This is a genomic window from Kitasatospora sp. NBC_00070 (assembly GCF_045041205.1).
GTDB lineage: Bacteria > Actinomycetota > Actinomycetes > Streptomycetales > Streptomycetaceae > Kitasatospora.
The window spans coordinates 4,830,292-4,845,379 of sequence record NZ_CP108247.1; the positions used below are offsets into that span (position 1 = coordinate 4,830,292).

Annotated in this window: 17 protein-coding genes; 16 read left to right on the plus strand and 1 reads right to left on the minus strand. The window is 69.0% G+C overall.

Features of this window, described 5'->3' with window-relative positions; all coding sequences use genetic code 11:
* The first annotated feature begins 127 nt into the window (after positions 1-127).
* The 13 genes from OHV05_RS22240 to OHV05_RS22300 all read left to right on the plus strand — a co-directional run bounded on the left by OHV05_RS22240 (position 128) and on the right by OHV05_RS22300 (position 11,429).
* A complete protein-coding gene (locus OHV05_RS22240) occupies positions 128-1,441 on the plus strand; it encodes an MraY family glycosyltransferase (protein ID WP_405019229.1) in 1,314 nt (437 codons plus the stop codon).
* Positions 1,442-1,729: 288 nt separating this feature from the next.
* Positions 1,730-2,155, plus strand: coding sequence for a hypothetical protein (locus tag OHV05_RS22245; protein ID WP_405019230.1), 426 nt, complete (start codon positions 1,730-1,732; stop codon positions 2,153-2,155).
* Positions 2,156-2,419: 264 nt separating this feature from the next.
* A complete protein-coding gene (gene atpB, locus OHV05_RS22250; RefSeq protein ID WP_403034989.1) occupies positions 2,420-3,250 on the plus strand; it encodes a F0F1 ATP synthase subunit A in 831 nt (276 codons plus the stop codon).
* An 85-nt stretch (positions 3,251-3,335) separates the two neighbouring features.
* Positions 3,336-3,569: an ATP synthase F0 subunit C gene (gene atpE / locus OHV05_RS22255; RefSeq protein WP_345290108.1), complete on the plus strand. Its 234-nt coding sequence runs from the start codon at positions 3,336-3,338 to the stop codon at positions 3,567-3,569.
* Positions 3,570-3,616: 47 nt separating this feature from the next.
* Positions 3,617-4,183: a F0F1 ATP synthase subunit B gene (locus OHV05_RS22260; RefSeq protein ID WP_403034993.1), complete on the plus strand. Its 567-nt coding sequence runs from the start codon at positions 3,617-3,619 to the stop codon at positions 4,181-4,183.
* The gene (locus tag OHV05_RS22265) at positions 4,180-4,995 is read left to right on the plus strand and encodes a F0F1 ATP synthase subunit delta (RefSeq protein WP_405019231.1); all 816 of its coding nucleotides are present in this window, start codon (positions 4,180-4,182) and stop codon (positions 4,993-4,995) included. The genes OHV05_RS22260 and OHV05_RS22265 overlap by 4 nt, the downstream gene beginning before the upstream one ends.
* Before the next feature lie 180 nt (positions 4,996-5,175).
* Positions 5,176-6,750: a F0F1 ATP synthase subunit alpha gene (atpA, locus tag OHV05_RS22270; protein WP_403034999.1), complete on the plus strand. Its 1,575-nt coding sequence runs from the start codon at positions 5,176-5,178 to the stop codon at positions 6,748-6,750.
* Between the two features lie 32 nt (positions 6,751-6,782).
* The gene (locus tag OHV05_RS22275; RefSeq protein WP_403035002.1) at positions 6,783-7,697 is read left to right on the plus strand and encodes a F0F1 ATP synthase subunit gamma; all 915 of its coding nucleotides are present in this window, start codon (positions 6,783-6,785) and stop codon (positions 7,695-7,697) included.
* A gap of 2 nt (positions 7,698-7,699) precedes the next feature.
* Positions 7,700-9,145, plus strand: coding sequence for a F0F1 ATP synthase subunit beta (atpD, locus tag OHV05_RS22280; protein ID WP_403035005.1), 1,446 nt, complete (start codon positions 7,700-7,702; stop codon positions 9,143-9,145).
* Between the two features lie 199 nt (positions 9,146-9,344).
* Positions 9,345-9,725: a F0F1 ATP synthase subunit epsilon gene (locus OHV05_RS22285; protein ID WP_403035008.1), complete on the plus strand. Its 381-nt coding sequence runs from the start codon at positions 9,345-9,347 to the stop codon at positions 9,723-9,725.
* Positions 9,726-9,858: 133 nt separating this feature from the next.
* On the plus strand, positions 9,859-10,359 hold the full coding sequence (locus tag OHV05_RS22290) for a DUF2550 domain-containing protein (protein ID WP_403035011.1): 501 nt from the start codon (positions 9,859-9,861) through the stop codon (positions 10,357-10,359).
* A gap of 66 nt (positions 10,360-10,425) precedes the next feature.
* Complete coding sequence (locus tag OHV05_RS22295; protein WP_403035014.1) at positions 10,426-10,806, plus strand: VOC family protein; 381 nt, start codon at positions 10,426-10,428, stop codon at positions 10,804-10,806.
* Positions 10,807-10,856: 50 nt separating this feature from the next.
* Positions 10,857-11,429, plus strand: a complete 573-nt coding sequence (locus tag OHV05_RS22300; protein ID WP_403035017.1) for a cob(I)yrinic acid a,c-diamide adenosyltransferase — start codon at positions 10,857-10,859, stop codon at positions 11,427-11,429.
* A 7-nt stretch (positions 11,430-11,436) separates the two neighbouring features.
* Here OHV05_RS22300 and OHV05_RS22305 read toward each other — a convergent pair whose 3' ends face one another.
* Positions 11,437-11,979, minus strand: coding sequence for a hypothetical protein (locus tag OHV05_RS22305; RefSeq protein WP_405019232.1), 543 nt, complete (start codon positions 11,977-11,979; stop codon positions 11,437-11,439).
* Between the two features lie 154 nt (positions 11,980-12,133).
* On the opposite strand from OHV05_RS22305, the gene OHV05_RS22310 reads away from it, so the two are divergent.
* The 3 genes from OHV05_RS22310 to OHV05_RS22320 all read left to right on the plus strand — a co-directional run bounded on the left by OHV05_RS22310 (position 12,134) and on the right by OHV05_RS22320 (position 14,987).
* Entirely contained in the window at positions 12,134-13,324 is a 1,191-nt protein-coding gene (locus OHV05_RS22310; protein ID WP_405019233.1) for a sensor histidine kinase, read from the plus strand.
* Positions 13,321-13,971, plus strand: a complete 651-nt coding sequence (locus OHV05_RS22315) for a response regulator (RefSeq protein ID WP_405019234.1) — start codon at positions 13,321-13,323, stop codon at positions 13,969-13,971. The genes OHV05_RS22310 and OHV05_RS22315 overlap by 4 nt, the downstream gene beginning before the upstream one ends.
* Positions 13,972-14,120: 149 nt before the next feature.
* On the plus strand, positions 14,121-14,987 hold the full coding sequence (locus tag OHV05_RS22320; RefSeq protein WP_403035029.1) for a 3-hydroxyacyl-CoA dehydrogenase family protein: 867 nt from the start codon (positions 14,121-14,123) through the stop codon (positions 14,985-14,987).
* Positions 14,988-15,088 lie beyond the last annotated feature (101 nt).

Below are 15,088 nucleotides of genomic sequence, written 5' to 3' on the forward strand. Positions count from 1 at the left end.
ACCGCGATGCACACGCGGCGCGTCCGACTCAATAAGGTGTGCTCCGTGGCGACGCACCTCGAATCCCGGGCAAGCACGGGGGTACCTTCGGTACCCACCGGTCGGACCGTCGCGCAGGAGGTCAGTGGTGCGTGAGTATCTGCTGGTCCTGTTCGTGACCGCGGCGGTCACCTACCTGCTGACCGGTCCGGTCCGGAAGTTCGCGATCGTGGCCGGCGCGATGCCGCCGGTCCGGGCCCGTGACGTGCACCGGGAGCCGACCCCCCGGTTGGGCGGGATCGCGATGTTCGGCGGTCTGTGCGCCGGTCTCGCGGTCGCCTCGCAGCTGACCCACCTTGGCAACATGTTCATCCAGAGCGCGGACATCCGGGCCCTGCTGGCCGGGGCCGGGATCATGTGGCTGCTCGGCGTGCTGGACGACAAGTGGGGCGTGGACGCCCTGGTGAAGCTGGGCGGTCAGATGATCGCCGCCGGTGTGATGGTCTGGCAGGGCGTCACGGTGATCTCGATCCCGGTCCCCGGCGTCGGCCCGGTCTCGGTCACCCCCACGATGGGCATGGTCATCTCGGTCACCCTGGTGGTCGTGATGGTCAACGCGGTCAACTTCATCGACGGCCTGGACGGGCTGGCGGGCGGCATGGTCTGCATCGCCGCGTTGGCGTTCTTCCTCTACTCGTACCGGCTCTGGTACCGCTACGGCATCAACGACGCGGCCCCCGCCGTGCTGTTCAGCGCGGTGCTGATCGGGATGTGCCTGGGCTTCCTGCCGCACAACCTGCACCCGGCCCGGATCTTCATGGGCGACTCGGGTTCGATGATGCTCGGCCTGATGCTCGCGGTGGCCGCGATCTCCATCACCGGCCGGGTCGACCCGGACCTGATCACCGATCAGACCGGGTCGCAGACCGCCACGGTGCACAAGCTGGTGCCGATCTACATCCCGTTGCTGCTGCCGCTGACCGTGATCGCGCTACCGCTGGCCGACCTGCTGCTGGCGGTGGTCCGCCGGACCTGGGCGGGCAAGTCCCCGTTCGCCGCGGACAAGCAGCACCTGCACCACCGGCTGCTGGAGGTCGGGCACTCGCACAGCCGGGCCGTGCTGATCATGTACTTCTGGGCCGCGCTGATCGCCTTCGGCACGGTGGCCTTCTCGGTCCCGGGCCGGGGCCGGACGCTGGTGCTCGGCCTGGCCGGGCTCTGCCTGCTCGGCATCGTGGTGCTGATGATGCCCCGGTTCCGCCCGCGCGCCCCCCGGGTGGTGCAGGCCTTCGTGCCGCCGCGCTACCGCAAGGGTGCCGAGGCCGGGACCGAGGTCCGGGACGAGGTGACCCCGGCCGGGGCGCCGGCGATGGCGGAGCTGTCGGCCGACGACAAGGAGCTGCTCGTCCGGCTCGGCACCGGTGCCACCGCGGTCGGCGGCCGGAGCGAGAAGCAGGGCTGACTGGCCGTCAACTGTCTTCACCCGTACGGCGGCACTGTTGGGCCGTCGGTGTGACAGGTGCCACACCTACATGGTAAAGCTCTAATCAAATAGTTTGTGATACCGTTCACGAGTACCGAGAACACGCCGAAAGACCTGACAGGTGGATGACTTCCGTCCCTGGTCGGTCTCCCTCGACGGGCTCGCCGTCGAGCGGCCTGCCCATGGCGGATGTCCTCGGTGCGGTGTCACCACCGCGTCCCAAAGCGCCGTCCCCCCGTTTCTCGACATGCCGCCGGAGCTGCCGACATGCCGTCCCACGACGCCCGGATCCCGTTCCGCGGCGCCGCAATCTCCACTGCGGCCGCCGGAGTTGTCGCCACTGCGATCTCCACTGCGGTGGTGGGTACCAAGGGCCTGATCGGTGCTCTCGCTGCGACGCTGCTGGTGCTGGCCTTCTTCATCTTCGGTCAGATCGCGCTCGACCGGCTGACCAGGAACAACCCGCACATGCTGATGGCCGGCGCCCTGCTGGTCTACACCACCCAGATCCTGCTGGTCGGCATCGTGCTCGCGGTGTTCAAGGACACCTCACTCTTCAACACCAAGGCGTTCGCCTTCACGCTGCTCGGCTGCGTTCTGATCTTCACCGGGTTCCAGGTCCGCGCAGGCATGAAGGCCAAGCTGTACTACGTGCAGAACGACCCCTCGGACCAGAAGGACAGCAAGCCGTGAGCGGCTCCGGCTGTCCCTCGCACGAGGGGGGCGGTGTTTATGCCGTCCTGACGGACTGCTATCGTCCGTCGCGACGAACGAGTACGGGACGTGGCCAGGTCTCTCCGCACGGCGGACGGATCGCCCCCCGCACTCACCGAGTCTTCAACGATCCCGCGGCATCGGACGACGCCGTGCAGGGTCGGCGAGATACCCAACAAGTTCCAGTGCCGCACCGTGGCCGCAGGCCGCGCCGACACACCGAGGTTGCCGTAACCATGCGTCATGACGAAGGAGTCTGTGGTGGGTGCTGACGTAACGCAGCTCGCCTCTGAGGCCGGGTGCCACCTGTTCTCCGGTTGCGGCTTCCCCGCCCCTGGCCTCAACGAGTTCCAGTTCGAGCCGATCTTCACCATCGGCAGCATCGAGTTCAACAAGCCGATGCTGCTGGCGTTCCTCTGCGCCTTCCTGGTGATGGCCTTCTTCTGGGCCGCTTTTGCCAAGCCGAAGCTGCTCCCGGGGAAGCTCCAGCTGGTCGGTGAGATCGGCTACGACTTCGTCAAGCGATCCATCGTGATGGAGACGATCGGCAAAAAGGGCGAGAAGTACGTCCCGATGCTGGTCTCGATGTTCTTCTTCATCTGGATCATGAACATCATGTCGATCATCCCGTTCGCACAGTTCCCTGTGATGGCGGCGATCGCGTTCCCGGCCGGTCTTGCGGCCGTGGTCTGGTTCACCTACATGTTCCTGACCTTCAAGACGCACGGCTTCGTCGGCGGCTTCAAGAACCTGTGCTGGCCGTCCGGTATCCCCGGCTGGGTCATGTTCATCCTGGTGCCGATCGAGTTCTTCTCGAACATCTTCGTTCGCCCGTTCACGCTCGCGGTCCGAGCCTTCGCGAACATGTTCGCGGGCCACCTGCTGATCGTGATGTTCTCCATCGCCTCCTGGTACCTGCTCAGCCCGAGCATCGGCGCGCTGTACGGCTCGGTCTCCTTCGTGGTGACCATCGGCCTGACCGCCTTCGAGCTGCTGGTCCAGTTCCTGCAGGCCTACATCTTCGTGATGCTGGCCAGCAGCTACATCGCCGGTGCCCTCGAAGAGGCGCACTGAGCTCTGCAGCCGCTTGGCTGCACACTTCCCCCAGTACGCCCGGTGGCCAACCACCACCGGCTCACCACCCCGCAAAGGACATGAAATGTCGCAGCTCGCTGAGGTCTACGGTTCCGTCGCCTCCATCGGTTACGGCCTCGCGGCGATCGGCCCCGGCATCGGCGTCGGTCTCATCTTCGGTAACGGTGTGCAGGCCATGGCTCGTCAGCCCGAGGCTGCCGGTCTGATCCGTTCCAACATGTTCATCGGCTTCGCGCTGACCGAGGCGCTCGCCCTCATCGGCATCGTCATGCCGTTCGTCTTCGGCGCCGGCAAGTAATTCACCGTAATTACCTGTCGTAGCCCCATTCGACGAAAGGTTCAGATATGAGCGCCTCCGTGGCACTCCTCCTCGCGGAGGAGGGGGAGAAGATGAACCCCCTTCTGCCCGCGTGGCCCGAGATCGTCATCGGCCTGCTCTGCTTCTTCATCGTCTTCGGCATCCTCGGCAAGAAGCTCCTGCCCAGCATCGAAAAGGTGCTGGCGGACCGCCGGGACGCGATCGAGGGCGGCATGGAGCGTGCGGACGCTGCTCAGGCCGAGGCCCAGGCCCTGCTTGAGCAGTACCGTGCCGAGCTCTCCGAGGCGCGTCACGAGGCCGCTCGTATCAACGAGCAGGCTCGTGAGCAGGGCGCTGCCCTGATCGCCGAGATGCGCGAGGAGGGCCAGCGTCAGCGCGAGGCCATCGTCGCCGCCGGCCACGCGCAGATCGAGGCCGACAAGAAGCAGGCGACTGCCGTCCTGCGTCAGGACGTCGGTTCGCTCGCCTCGCAGCTCGCCTCCCGCATCGTCGGCGAGTCCCTCGAGGACTCCGCCCGGCAGAGCGGCGTGATCGACCGCTTCCTGGACGACCTGGAGGCCAAGGCCTCTGCGGCCCAGGGTGCGTCCAAGTGATCGGCGCCAGCCGTGAGGCCCTGGCCGCCGGCCGGGAGAACCTCGAGAGCCTGACCGACAACACCTCGGTGGACGCGGCCAAGCTCGCCCAGGAACTCACCGCCGTGACGGCGCTGCTGGACCGCGAGGTCTCGCTGCGCCGGGTGCTGACCGACCCCTCGCGGTCCGGTCAGGACAAGGCCCGGCTGGTCGGCTCGCTGCTGGCCGGTCAGGTCTCCGGCGAGGCCGTCGACCTGGTCTCCGGCCTGGTCCGGTCGCGCTGGTCGGGTGGCCGTGACTTCGCGGACGCGGTCGAGGAACTCGCCGCCTACGCCGAGGTCATCGCGGCCGACAAGGCCGGTCAGCTGGACGACGTCGAGGACGAGCTGTTCCGTTTCGGACGGATCGTCAGCGGCTCGCACGAGCTGCGCAGCGCCCTCACCGAGCCGAAGGCCGGCCCCGCCGCCAAGGCGGAGCTGGTCAAGAAGCTGCTCGGTGGCCGGGTGAACGCGGGCACCGCCCGTCTGGTCAGCTCGCTGGTCACCGACCCGCGTGGTCGTAGCCTCGAGCACGGCCTGGAGTCCTACTCCAAGCTCGCAGCTGCCCGGCGTGGCCGCGTGGTGGCCCTGGTCACCAGCGCCGTTCCGCTGTCGGACGGTCAGAAGGACCGCCTGGGCAGTGCGCTCGGCCGACTCTACGGCCGCCAGGTGCACCTGAACATCGACGTGGACCCCACGGTCCAGGGCGGCGTCCGGGTGCAGATCGGTGACGAGATCATCGACGGCACCGTGTCGAGCCGCCTCGAAGGCGCTCGCCAGGCCCTCGAAGGCTGACGACCCACCAAGCACCATCCGACCCTCGGTCGGGAACCGGCTCCGCCGGAGAGTCGAACCAGTCGGCTCTTCGGAGTCGGCAAATCGTACGGCCGGTTCGGATGACCCGGCCGAGAGTCGAATACTTGCGGCCCTCAATGGCGGGCCGAGGATCGCAAACTAGGAGAGCAGGGAAGCCTGATGGCGGAGCTTACGATCCGTCCGGAGGAGATCCGGGACGCGCTGGCCGACTTTGTCCAGTCGTACCAGCCGGACGCCGCCTCGCGTGAAGAGGTCGGTACGGTCACCGAGGCCATGGACGGTATTGCCAAGGTCGAGGGCCTGCCCTCGGTCATGGCCAACGAGCTGCTGAAGTTCGAGGACGGCACCCTCGGCCTCGCGCTGAACCTCGACACCCGCGAGATCGGTGTCGTCGTCCTCGGTGAGTTCAGCGGCATCGAAGAGGGTCAGACGGTGCACCGCACCGGCGAGGTCCTCTCCGTTCCGGTCGGCGAGGGCTACCTCGGCCGTGTCGTGGACCCGCTGGGCAACCCGATCGACGGTCTGGGCGACATCGCCTCCAGCGGCCGCCGCGCCCTGGAGCTGCAGGCCCCGGGCGTCATGGTCCGCAAGTCGGTGCACGAGCCGATGCAGACCGGCATCAAGGCCATCGACGCGATGACCCCGATCGGCCGTGGCCAGCGTCAGCTGATCATCGGCGACCGCCAGACCGGCAAGACCGCGGTGGCGATCGACACGATCATCAACCAGCGTGACAACTGGCAGTCGGGCGACCCGAAGAAGCAGGTTCGCTGCATCTACGTCGCCATCGGCCAGAAGGGCTCCACCATCGCGTCCGTGCGCGGTGCCCTGGAGGAGGCCGGCGCGCTGGAGTACACCACCATCGTGGCTGCTCCCGCCTCCGACCCGGCCGGCTTCAAGTACCTCGCCCCGTACACCGGTTCGGCCATCGGCCAGGAGTGGATGTACGACGGCAAGCACGTCCTCATCATCTTCGACGACCTGTCGAAGCAGGCCGAGGCGTACCGCTCCGTGTCGCTGCTGCTCCGTCGTCCGCCGGGCCGCGAGGCCTACCCGGGTGACGTCTTCTACCTGCACTCCCGTCTGCTGGAGCGTTGCGCGAAGCTCGGCGACGCGCTGGGCGCGGGCTCGATGACCGGTCTGCCGATCATCGAGACCAAGGCCAACGACGTGTCGGCGTACATCCCGACCAACGTCATCTCGATCACCGACGGCCAGATCTTCCTGGAGTCCGACCTGTTCAACGCCGGCATCCGCCCGGCCGTGAACGTCGGTATCTCGGTCTCCCGCGTCGGTGGCTCGGCCCAGATCAAGGCGATGAAGTCGGTCGCCGGCCGGCTGCGCCTGGACCTGGCCCAGTACCGCGAGCTGGAGGCGTTCGCCGCCTTCGGTTCCGACCTGGACCCGGCCTCCAAGGCCCAGCTGGAGCGCGGTGCGCGCATGATCGAGCTGCTGAAGCAGGGTCAGTACCAGCCGTTCCCGGTCGAGGAGCAGGTCGTCTCGATCTGGGCCGGCACCACGGGCAAGCTGGACGACGTCCCGGTCGCGGACATCCGCCGCTTCGAGCGCGAGTTCCTCGACCACCTGCGGACCTCGAAGAAGGACCTGCTCGCGGGCATCGTCGAGACCAGCAAGCTCGAGGACGGCACGATCGACGCGCTCACCGAGGCGATCGCGGCGTTCAAGCTCGGTTTCACCACCGCCGACGGCAAGCTCCTCGGCGAGCAGGCCTGAGTCCGGTAGCGAGGGAAAGGACGTAACGACCCATGGGAGCACAGCTTCGGGTCTACAAGCGCCGGATCCGCTCTGTCACCGCGACGAAGAAGATCACCAAGGCGATGGAGATGATCTCCGCGTCGCGCATCGTCAAGGCGCAGCGCGCGGTGGCCGCCTCCACTCCGTACGCCGATGAGCTCACCCGCGCGGTGACGGCGGTGGCCACCCGGTCCAACGCCAAGCACCCGCTGACCACCGAGAACCCCGGCGCCTCGCGCGCCGCGGTGCTGGTGATCGCGGCGGACCGTGGTCTCGCCGGTGGTTACTCGACCAACGCCATCAAGCAGGGCGTGGCGCTCAGCGCCAAGCTCCGCGCCGAGGGCAAGGACGTGGTGACCTACCTGGTCGGTCGGAAGAGCGTCTCGTACTACAACTTCCGTAACCTTGAGGTCGCGGGATCGTGGACGGGCTTCTCCGACAAGCCGACCTACGGTGACGCCAAGCGGGTCGCGGCCGATCTGATCGAGGCGTTCACCGCCGAGACCGGTGGGGTGGACGAGCTCCACCTGGTGTCCACCAAGTTCGAGTCCATGCTGACTCAGACCGCCGTGGACGTCCGGCTGCTGCCGCTGAAGCTGGACGAGGTCCAGCTCAGCGACAACAAGCCAGCCAAGTCGGAGATCTTCCCGCTGTACGACTTCGAGCCGTCGGCCGAGGGCGTCCTCGACGCCCTGCTGCCGCGGTACGTCGAGAGCCGGATCTACAACGCGCTGCTGCAGTCGGCCGCTTCGGAGCACGCCGCTCGCCGGCGCGCGATGAAGTCCGCGACCGACAATGCGGGAGAGCTCATCAAGTCGCTCACGCGGCTTGCCAACTCGGCCCGTCAGGCCGAGATCACCCAGGAAATCAGCGAGATCGTCGGCGGTGCCAACGCCCTCGCCGACGCTAGCCGCGGGAGCGAATGAGAATGACCACCACAGTTGAGCCGACCACGGCGACGGGCCGCGTCGCGCGGGTCATCGGCCCGGTCGTCGACGTGGAGTTCCCCGTCGACGCGATTCCGAGCATGTACAACGCCCTGCACGTCGAGGTGGAGAACCCCGACGGCACCGGCACCAAGGTGCTGACCCTCGAGGTCGCGCAGCACCTCGGCGACGGCCTGATCCGCGGCATCTCGATGCAGCCGACCGACGGCCTGGTCCGTGGCGCGACCGTCACCGACACCGGTTCGGCGATCTCCGTCCCGGTCGGCCAGATCACCAAGGGCAAGGTCTTCAACGCCCTCGGCGAGGTGCTGAACGTCGACAAGGCCGAGTTCGAGAAGCAGGTCGAGGTCCGGTGGCCCATCCACCGCACCGCCCCGAACTTCTCCGAGCTCGAGTCGAAGACCGAGATGTTCGAGACCGGCATCAAGGTCATCGACCTGCTCACCCCGTACGTGACCGGTGGCAAGATCGGTCTGTTCGGTGGTGCCGGTGTCGGCAAGACCGTCCTCATCCAGGAGATGATCTACCGCGTCGCCGAGAACTTCGGTGGTGTGTCGGTCTTCGCCGGTGTCGGCGAGCGCACCCGTGAGGGCAACGACCTCATCCACGAGATGGTCGACTCGGGCGTTCTGGACAAGACCGCGCTGGTCTTCGGCCAGATGGACGAGCCGCCGGGCACCCGTCTGCGGGTCGCGCTCTCCGCGCTGACCATGGCGGAGTACTTCCGTGACGTCGAGAAGCAGGACGTGCTCCTCTTCATCGACAACATCTTCCGGTTCACCCAGGCCGGTTCCGAGGTGTCGACCCTGCTCGGCCGGATGCCCTCCGCGGTGGGTTACCAGCCGAACCTGGCCGACGAGATGGGCCTCCTCCAGGAGCGCATCACCTCGACCCGCGGTCACTCGATCACCTCGATGCAGGCGATCTACGTCCCCGCGGACGACCTGACCGACCCGGCGCCGGCCACCACCTTCGCCCACCTCGACGCGACGACGGTGCTCTCCCGTCCGATCTCCGAGAAGGGCATCTACCCGGCCGTCGACCCGCTGGACTCCACGTCCCGCATCCTGGACCCGCGCTACATCGCGCAGGACCACTACGACACCGCCATTCGCGTCAAGGGGATCCTGCAGAAGTACAAGGACCTCCAGGACATCATCGCGATCCTCGGTATCGACGAGCTGTCCGAGGACGACAAGATCACCGTGCACCGCGCACGTCGGATCGAGCGGTTCCTCTCGCAGAACACCTACGTCGCCAAGCAGTTCACCGGCGTCGACGGTTCGACCGTGCCGCTGTCCGAGACGATCGAGGCGTTCAACGCGATCGCGGACGGCAAGTACGACTCGACGCCGGAGCAGGCGTTCTTCATGTGCGGTGGCATCGAGGACCTCGAGCGCAACGCCGCCGAGCTGGCCAAGAAGTAATTCCGGCCCGTTCGACAGCAGCTGACTGACCGTGAGGGGTGGTCCCCGTCCCTGGGGGCCACCCCTCACGGCTCGACCGGAGGATTCGCTGTGATCCCGGTCATCTCCGTGTCCTTGGTTTCATGCCGGGGGTGCGGGCCCGTTATTCTTACCGCAATCGCCGAGGCATTCGGCGGTCGCCAGAGCCTAGGAGCCCACGTTGGCTGAGCTGCACGTCGAGCTGGTCGCAGCCGACCGCAAGGTGTGGTCCGGTGCGGCCACCATCGTTGTCGCCCGTACGGCCTCCGGTGACACCGGCATCATGCCGGGTCACACCCCGGTGCTGAGCGTGCTGGAGACCGGCCCGGTCACCATCCGCACCACCGACGGCGGCACCGTCGTGGCCGCCGTCCACGGTGGCTTCATCTCCTTCGCCGACAACAAGCTCTCTCTGCTCGCGGAGATCGCCGAGCTGGCGGACGAGATCGACGTCGCCCGGGCCGAGCGCGCGCTGGAGACCGCCAAGAGCGAGCTCGACGCGCACGCCGAGCGTCGCGCCGAGGTCCGCCTCACCGCGGCCGGTCGTCGCAAGGCCGCCTGAACGTACGTCAGCACGACCGACGGTCCCGGGGACGCGAGAGCGTGACCCCGGGACTGTCGTATCAGTTGGTAGGACAGTGCCGTCGTTGATACGACCGGCAACGGGGATGCGGGTAGCGAGGAGGTCGGTGAGCATGGTCCTCGCCCTTGTGGTGTGCGCGGCGGTCGTGGCGCTCTGCGTGCTGGGTCTGGTGGTCTTCGCGGTACGCCGCCGGGTGATCCAGCGAGTAGGCGGTACCTTCGACTGCAGTTACCGGCTCAAAATGCCGGCCGACGCCTCCACGCAGCCCGATCTCGACAGCAACGGCGAGCCCACCTCAGCCCCGGTCCCGGTGACCGACGGCAAGGGGTGGGTTTTTGGTATCGGCCGTTACAGCGGTGACTCGATCGAGTGGTTCCGGGTCTTCAGCTACGCCCCCCGCCCGCGCCGGGTGCTGCCGCGCCGGGAGATCGAGGTGCTCGGCCGCCGCTACCCCGAGGGCCAGGAGGAGCTCGCCCTGCTCTCCGGCTCGGTGGTGCTGCGCTGTCTGCACAACGGTGTCCCGCTGGAACTCGCGATGAGCGACGACGCCCTGACCGGCTTCCTGGCCTGGCTGGAGGCGGCGCCGCCCGGCCAGCGGGTGAACGTCGCCTAGGGGGCGACCCGCCCCCGATCGCGCCACACTGGATTCAGGGTCCTCTCGTCCGAGGGAGCTGGGACCATGTTGACGCAAGCGACCATCCACACCACCCTGCCGGTGACCGACCTGGGCCGGGCCGAGCAGTGGTACCGGGACAAGCTGGGGATGACTCCGGCCGAGGAGATGGACGGCGGGGCGCTGTACAAGACGCCCGGCGGCGAGTTCCTGCTCTTCCCGACGCCGATCACCGAGCGGGGCGGGCACACCCAGGTCAGCTTCGAGGTCTCCGACCTGAAGGCCGAGATGGCCGAGATGCGCGGGCACGGGGTGGTGTTCGAGGAGTACGACATGCCGGAGTTCAAGACCGTCGACGGCATGGTGTCCTGGGACGGCGGAGCGGCGGCGTACTGCAAGGACAGTGAGGGCAACCTGCTCTGCGTCGCGGAGATGCACCACCACTGAGCCGAGGCGCCCCGTTAACGCGCTCTAACCGAGGCGCTAGGCTGCGGCCCATGGTCAACCTCACGCGCATCTACACCCGTACCGGCGATGACGGCACCACCGCGCTCGGTGACATGAGCCGCACCAGCAAGACCGATCCCCGGCTGGTCGCCTACGCCGACACCAACGAGGCCAACGCCGCGATCGGCGTGGCGCTGGCCGCCGGTGCGCTGGCCGAGGACGTCGTGACGGTGCTGGTGCGGATCCAGAACGACCTGTTCGACGTCGGCGCCGATCTGGCCACCCCGGTGGTGGAGGACCCGAAGTACCCGCCGCTGCGGGTGCTGCAGTCCTACGTGGACCGGCTGGAGAGCGACTGCGACCACTACCTGGAGCAGCTGGAGAAGCTGCGCAGCTTCATCCTCCCGGGCGGCACCGTCGGCGCCGCCCACCTGCACCTGGCCTGCACCGTGGTCCGCCGGGCCGAGCGGGCCACCTGGGCGGCGATCGAGGAGCACGGCGACAGCGTCAACCCGCTCACCGCCAAGTACCTCAACCGGCTCTCCGACCTGCTCTTCATCCTGGCCCGGGCCGCCAACAAGGAGCGCGGCGACGTGCTCTGGGTGCCGGGCGAGAACCGCTGACGGACGGTCAGCGGCCGGCCGGATCCTTCTTCGGGAAGAGCGTGTAGCTCCCCGCGATCACCAGGCTGATCGCCAGCACCCAGCCCATCGGCCCGTACCAGCCGCCGAGCGCCGCGGTCCGGTCCGGGGCGTCGGTCAGCCAGGTCATCGCGGCGATCAGGGCGACGGTGAGGCCGGCCGCCAGGGTGGTGCGGGCGAACATCAGCCATTCGTGCCGGGCCCGGGCGGCGCCGTACCGGGGGGCTCCGGCCGGCTTCGGGCCCCCGGCGAAGCGGTGCCGGACGTGCCCGTCGGCCCAGCCGACCAGGTAGTGCCCGTACGCCACCGAGAAGCCGACGTACGCGGCGGCCAGGCCGTGCGCCAGGGTCGCCACGGTGCCGCGCCGGAGGTCGAGCACGGTGAGGACCAGGATCGCCAGGTCGATCAGCGGCAGGCCGAGCAGCAGGACGGAGCTGACGGCGCGCCACCGGAGCAGGTAGCGGGCGGTCAGGGCGAGGACGAGCACCACCCAGAAGCCGATCTCGCCGGCCAGGACGAGTGTGACGATCATGGGATTTCCTCCGGCTCGGTGATGTCCTCCAGCCTTCCGCACCCGGTGGCCCGGGGCGTCGTCGGTACTGCCGAACCGTCCGTGCACCTTTCGATGTAGCCCCCTCCTCCGCACGGTCGGCATCCGGACCGGCCGCGGGGTGATGAGATGGGGCGTGCTCTCCTTCGATCTCGCCCCGCGCCAGGAGGACCGGGCGATCGCGGTGCTCGGTCTGCTCGGCGGGCTGCTGCTGATCGCCTTCGGTGCGTACGACCGCGCCGACACCATCCCCGGCTGGGTGGTGGCGCTGCCGCTGGTGGCGACCGCGGGGCTGGAGCTGTTCCGCCGGACCAAGCCGGTCTGGACGGTGAGCCTGGGCGGGCTGATCCTGGTCGGCACGGTGTTCGCGGGCTCGCTGATCGCCTCGATGCTGATGTACACCGACCTGCTGTACGCGGCGGTGCTCTACGGCTCGCCCCGGATGTCCCGGGTCCTGCACCTGACCGGGATCTTCTCCACCGTGGTGCTCAGCTCGCTGGCCGCGGTGTACGGCTCGGTGTCCGGCGGTCTGCTGGCGGCGGTGCTGTGCGCGCTGATCTTCCTGGGCCCGGTGTGGACCGCCGACCTGGTCCGCAAGCACCGGGACCAGGCCGAGACCGAGCGGCTGCGGGCCGAGCAGACCGCGCTGCTGGCCGAGTTGGACCGGCGGGCCGCGGTGGTCGCGGAGCGGGCCAGGATGGCCCGGGAGCTGCACGACGTGGTGGCCAACCACCTCTCCGCGATCGCGATCCACGCCACCGGTGCGCAGTCCCTGGCGCGGCGTCAGGACCGCGCGCCGGACGATCCGCTGCTGGTCGCGATGGCGGTGATCCGGGAGAACAGCGTGCAGGGGCTGACCGAGATGCGGCGGATGATCGGGCTGCTCAGGGCCGGCGACGAGGAGACCTTCGCGGCGCCCCGGCTGGACGCGCTGGACAGCCTGCTGGCCACCGCGGCGGAGAGCGGCCGGGCGGCCGGGCTGGCCTTCGAGCTGGCCGAACAGGGCGAGCGCGGGGAACTGTCCGCGCCGGTGGAGCTGGCGGCCTACCGGATCGTCCAGGAGTCGCTGACCAACGCGCTCAAGCACGCCGCCCCGGGCCCGGTGCGGGTCCGGCTGACCTACGGGGAGCAGGAGTTGGCGATCGCGGTGGACAGCCCGTACCGGCCGGGGGAGGGGCGCTCGCTGCCCGGCGCCGGGGCCGGGACGGTCGGGATGGCGGAGCGGGCCGGCCTGCTCGGCGGCAGCTTCACGGCCGGGCCCGAGGACGCTTGCTGGCGGGTGCGGGCGCTGCTGCCGCGCGAGCCGAGGACGAAGGAGACGGCATGATCCGGGTAGTGGTGGCGGAGGACCAGGCGGCGGTCCGGGCCGCGCTGGTGCTGATCCTGCGCTCGGACCCGGGGCTGGCGGTGGTCGGCGAGGCGGGCGACGGCGAGCAGGCCGTCCGGCTGGCGCTGGAGCTGCGGCCCGACGTGGTGCTGATGGACGTTCAGATGCCCCGGCTGGACGGGGTGGCGGCGGCCCGGCAGGTGGTCGAGGCGGGTGCCGGGCAGGTGCTCATGCTGACCACCTTCGACCTGGACGAGTACGTCTACGGCGCGCTGCGGGCCGGGGCGGCCGGCTTCCTGCTCAAGGACGTGGAGGCGGACGCCCTGATCGAGGGCGTCCACACGGTGGCCCGGGGCGACGGGATACTGGCGCCCTCGGTGACCCGCCGGCTGATCGGTACCTTCGCCCGGCCCGGGCGCCCCGACCAGCCGAAGGCCCGGGCCGCGGTGGAGGCGCTCACCCCGCGCGAGCGGGAGGTGCTGGCCTGTCTGGGCGGCGGGCTGTCGAACGGGGAGATCGCCGAACGGCTGGCGATGGCAGAGGCGACCACCAAGACCCACGTCAGCCGGATCCTGGCCAAGCTGGAGCTGCGCAGCCGGGTCCAGGCGGCGATCCTGGCACAGGACTTGGGACTGGTGGCGCAGTGACGGCCGGGGCCGATGTGGGCACGTCAGCAGCGTCACACCCGTCGATCGCACCACGGGCCCCCCGCTGGCACTAGAGTCCGGCGCGTGAGCGGCGCGGCTCCGGCGGGTGATCCCTGCCCTGAGCCGCCTTCAGGAGCTTAGGGGTAGCCATGAGCAACGTAGCCAGCCAGCGGATCGCCGTGATCGGTGCCGGGCTGATGGGCGCGGGCATCGCGCAGGTCTCCGCGCAGGCCGGGCACCAGGTGGTGCTGCGGGACGTCACCGAGGCCGCGCTGCAGCGCGGGGTGGACGGCATCCGGGCCTCGTACGAGAAGTTCGTCTCCAAGGGCAAGCTGACGGCCGACCAGGCCGAGGCGGCGCTCGGCCGGATCACCACCACCACCGACCTGGGTGCGGTGGCCGACGCGGACATCGTGGTCGAGGCGGTCTTCGAGCAGCTCGACGTCAAGGAAGCGGTCTTCCGCGAGCTGGACAAGCTGGCCAAGGACGGTGCGGTGCTGGCCTCCAACACCTCGGCCATCCCGATCACCCGGATCGCCGCCGCCACCGGGCGGCCGGAGTCCGTGGTCGGCGTGCACTTCTTCTCGCCGGTGCCGCTGATGAAGCTGGTCGAGCTGGTCCGCGGCTACAAGACCAGCGACGCCACGCTGGCCACCGCCCGGGCCTTCGCCGAGGGTGTCGGCAAGGAGGTCGTGGTGGTCAACCGCGACGTGGCCGGTTTCGTGACGACCCGTCTGATCACCGCGCTGGTGGTGGAGGCGGCCAAGCTCTACGAGTCGGGCGTGGCCAGCGCCGAGGACATCGACACCGCCTGCCGGCTGGGCTTCGGGCACCCGATGGGCCCGCTGCAGACCGCCGACCTGACCGGGGTCGACATCCTGCTGCACGCGGCCCGCAACATCTACGCCGAGACCCAGGACGAGAAGTTCGCGGCGCCCGAGATCATGGCCCGGATGGTGACCGCCGGCGACCTGGGCCGCAAGAGCGGTCAGGGCTTCTACCCGTACGGGAAGTAGCGGTCGGTGGCGGGGTCGTGGGTGAGCTTGCTCACGACTCCGCCCCGGACGGGTGATTTGGGTGGGAATCGAGCGTACGTGTGGAGCCCGACTGCGTATAT

Excerpts from the sequence above, each read along its gene's own strand:
- OHV05_RS22245 (WP_405019230.1), top strand. The coding sequence starts at position 1,730 with ATGCCGTCCCACGACGCCCGGATCCCGTTCCGCGGCGCCGCAATCTCC.
- atpB (WP_403034989.1), top strand. The coding sequence starts at position 2,420 with ATGACGAAGGAGTCTGTGGTGGGTGCTGACGTAACGCAGCTCGCCTCT.
- atpE (WP_345290108.1), top strand. The coding sequence starts at position 3,336 with ATGTCGCAGCTCGCTGAGGTCTACGGTTCCGTCGCCTCCATCGGTTAC.
- OHV05_RS22260 (WP_403034993.1), top strand. The coding sequence starts at position 3,617 with ATGAGCGCCTCCGTGGCACTCCTCCTCGCGGAGGAGGGGGAGAAGATG.
- atpA (WP_403034999.1), top strand. The coding sequence starts at position 5,176 with ATGGCGGAGCTTACGATCCGTCCGGAGGAGATCCGGGACGCGCTGGCC.
- OHV05_RS22275 (WP_403035002.1), top strand. The coding sequence starts at position 6,783 with ATGGGAGCACAGCTTCGGGTCTACAAGCGCCGGATCCGCTCTGTCACC.
- atpD (WP_403035005.1), top strand. The coding sequence starts at position 7,700 with ATGACCACCACAGTTGAGCCGACCACGGCGACGGGCCGCGTCGCGCGG.
- OHV05_RS22290 (WP_403035011.1), top strand. The coding sequence starts at position 9,859 with ATGGTCCTCGCCCTTGTGGTGTGCGCGGCGGTCGTGGCGCTCTGCGTG.
- OHV05_RS22295 (WP_403035014.1), top strand. The coding sequence starts at position 10,426 with ATGTTGACGCAAGCGACCATCCACACCACCCTGCCGGTGACCGACCTG.
- OHV05_RS22300 (WP_403035017.1), top strand. The coding sequence starts at position 10,857 with ATGGTCAACCTCACGCGCATCTACACCCGTACCGGCGATGACGGCACC.
- OHV05_RS22305 (WP_405019232.1), bottom strand. The coding sequence starts at position 11,979 with ATGATCGTCACACTCGTCCTGGCCGGCGAGATCGGCTTCTGGGTGGTG.
- OHV05_RS22315 (WP_405019234.1), top strand. The coding sequence starts at position 13,321 with ATGATCCGGGTAGTGGTGGCGGAGGACCAGGCGGCGGTCCGGGCCGCG.
- OHV05_RS22320 (WP_403035029.1), top strand. The coding sequence starts at position 14,121 with ATGAGCAACGTAGCCAGCCAGCGGATCGCCGTGATCGGTGCCGGGCTG.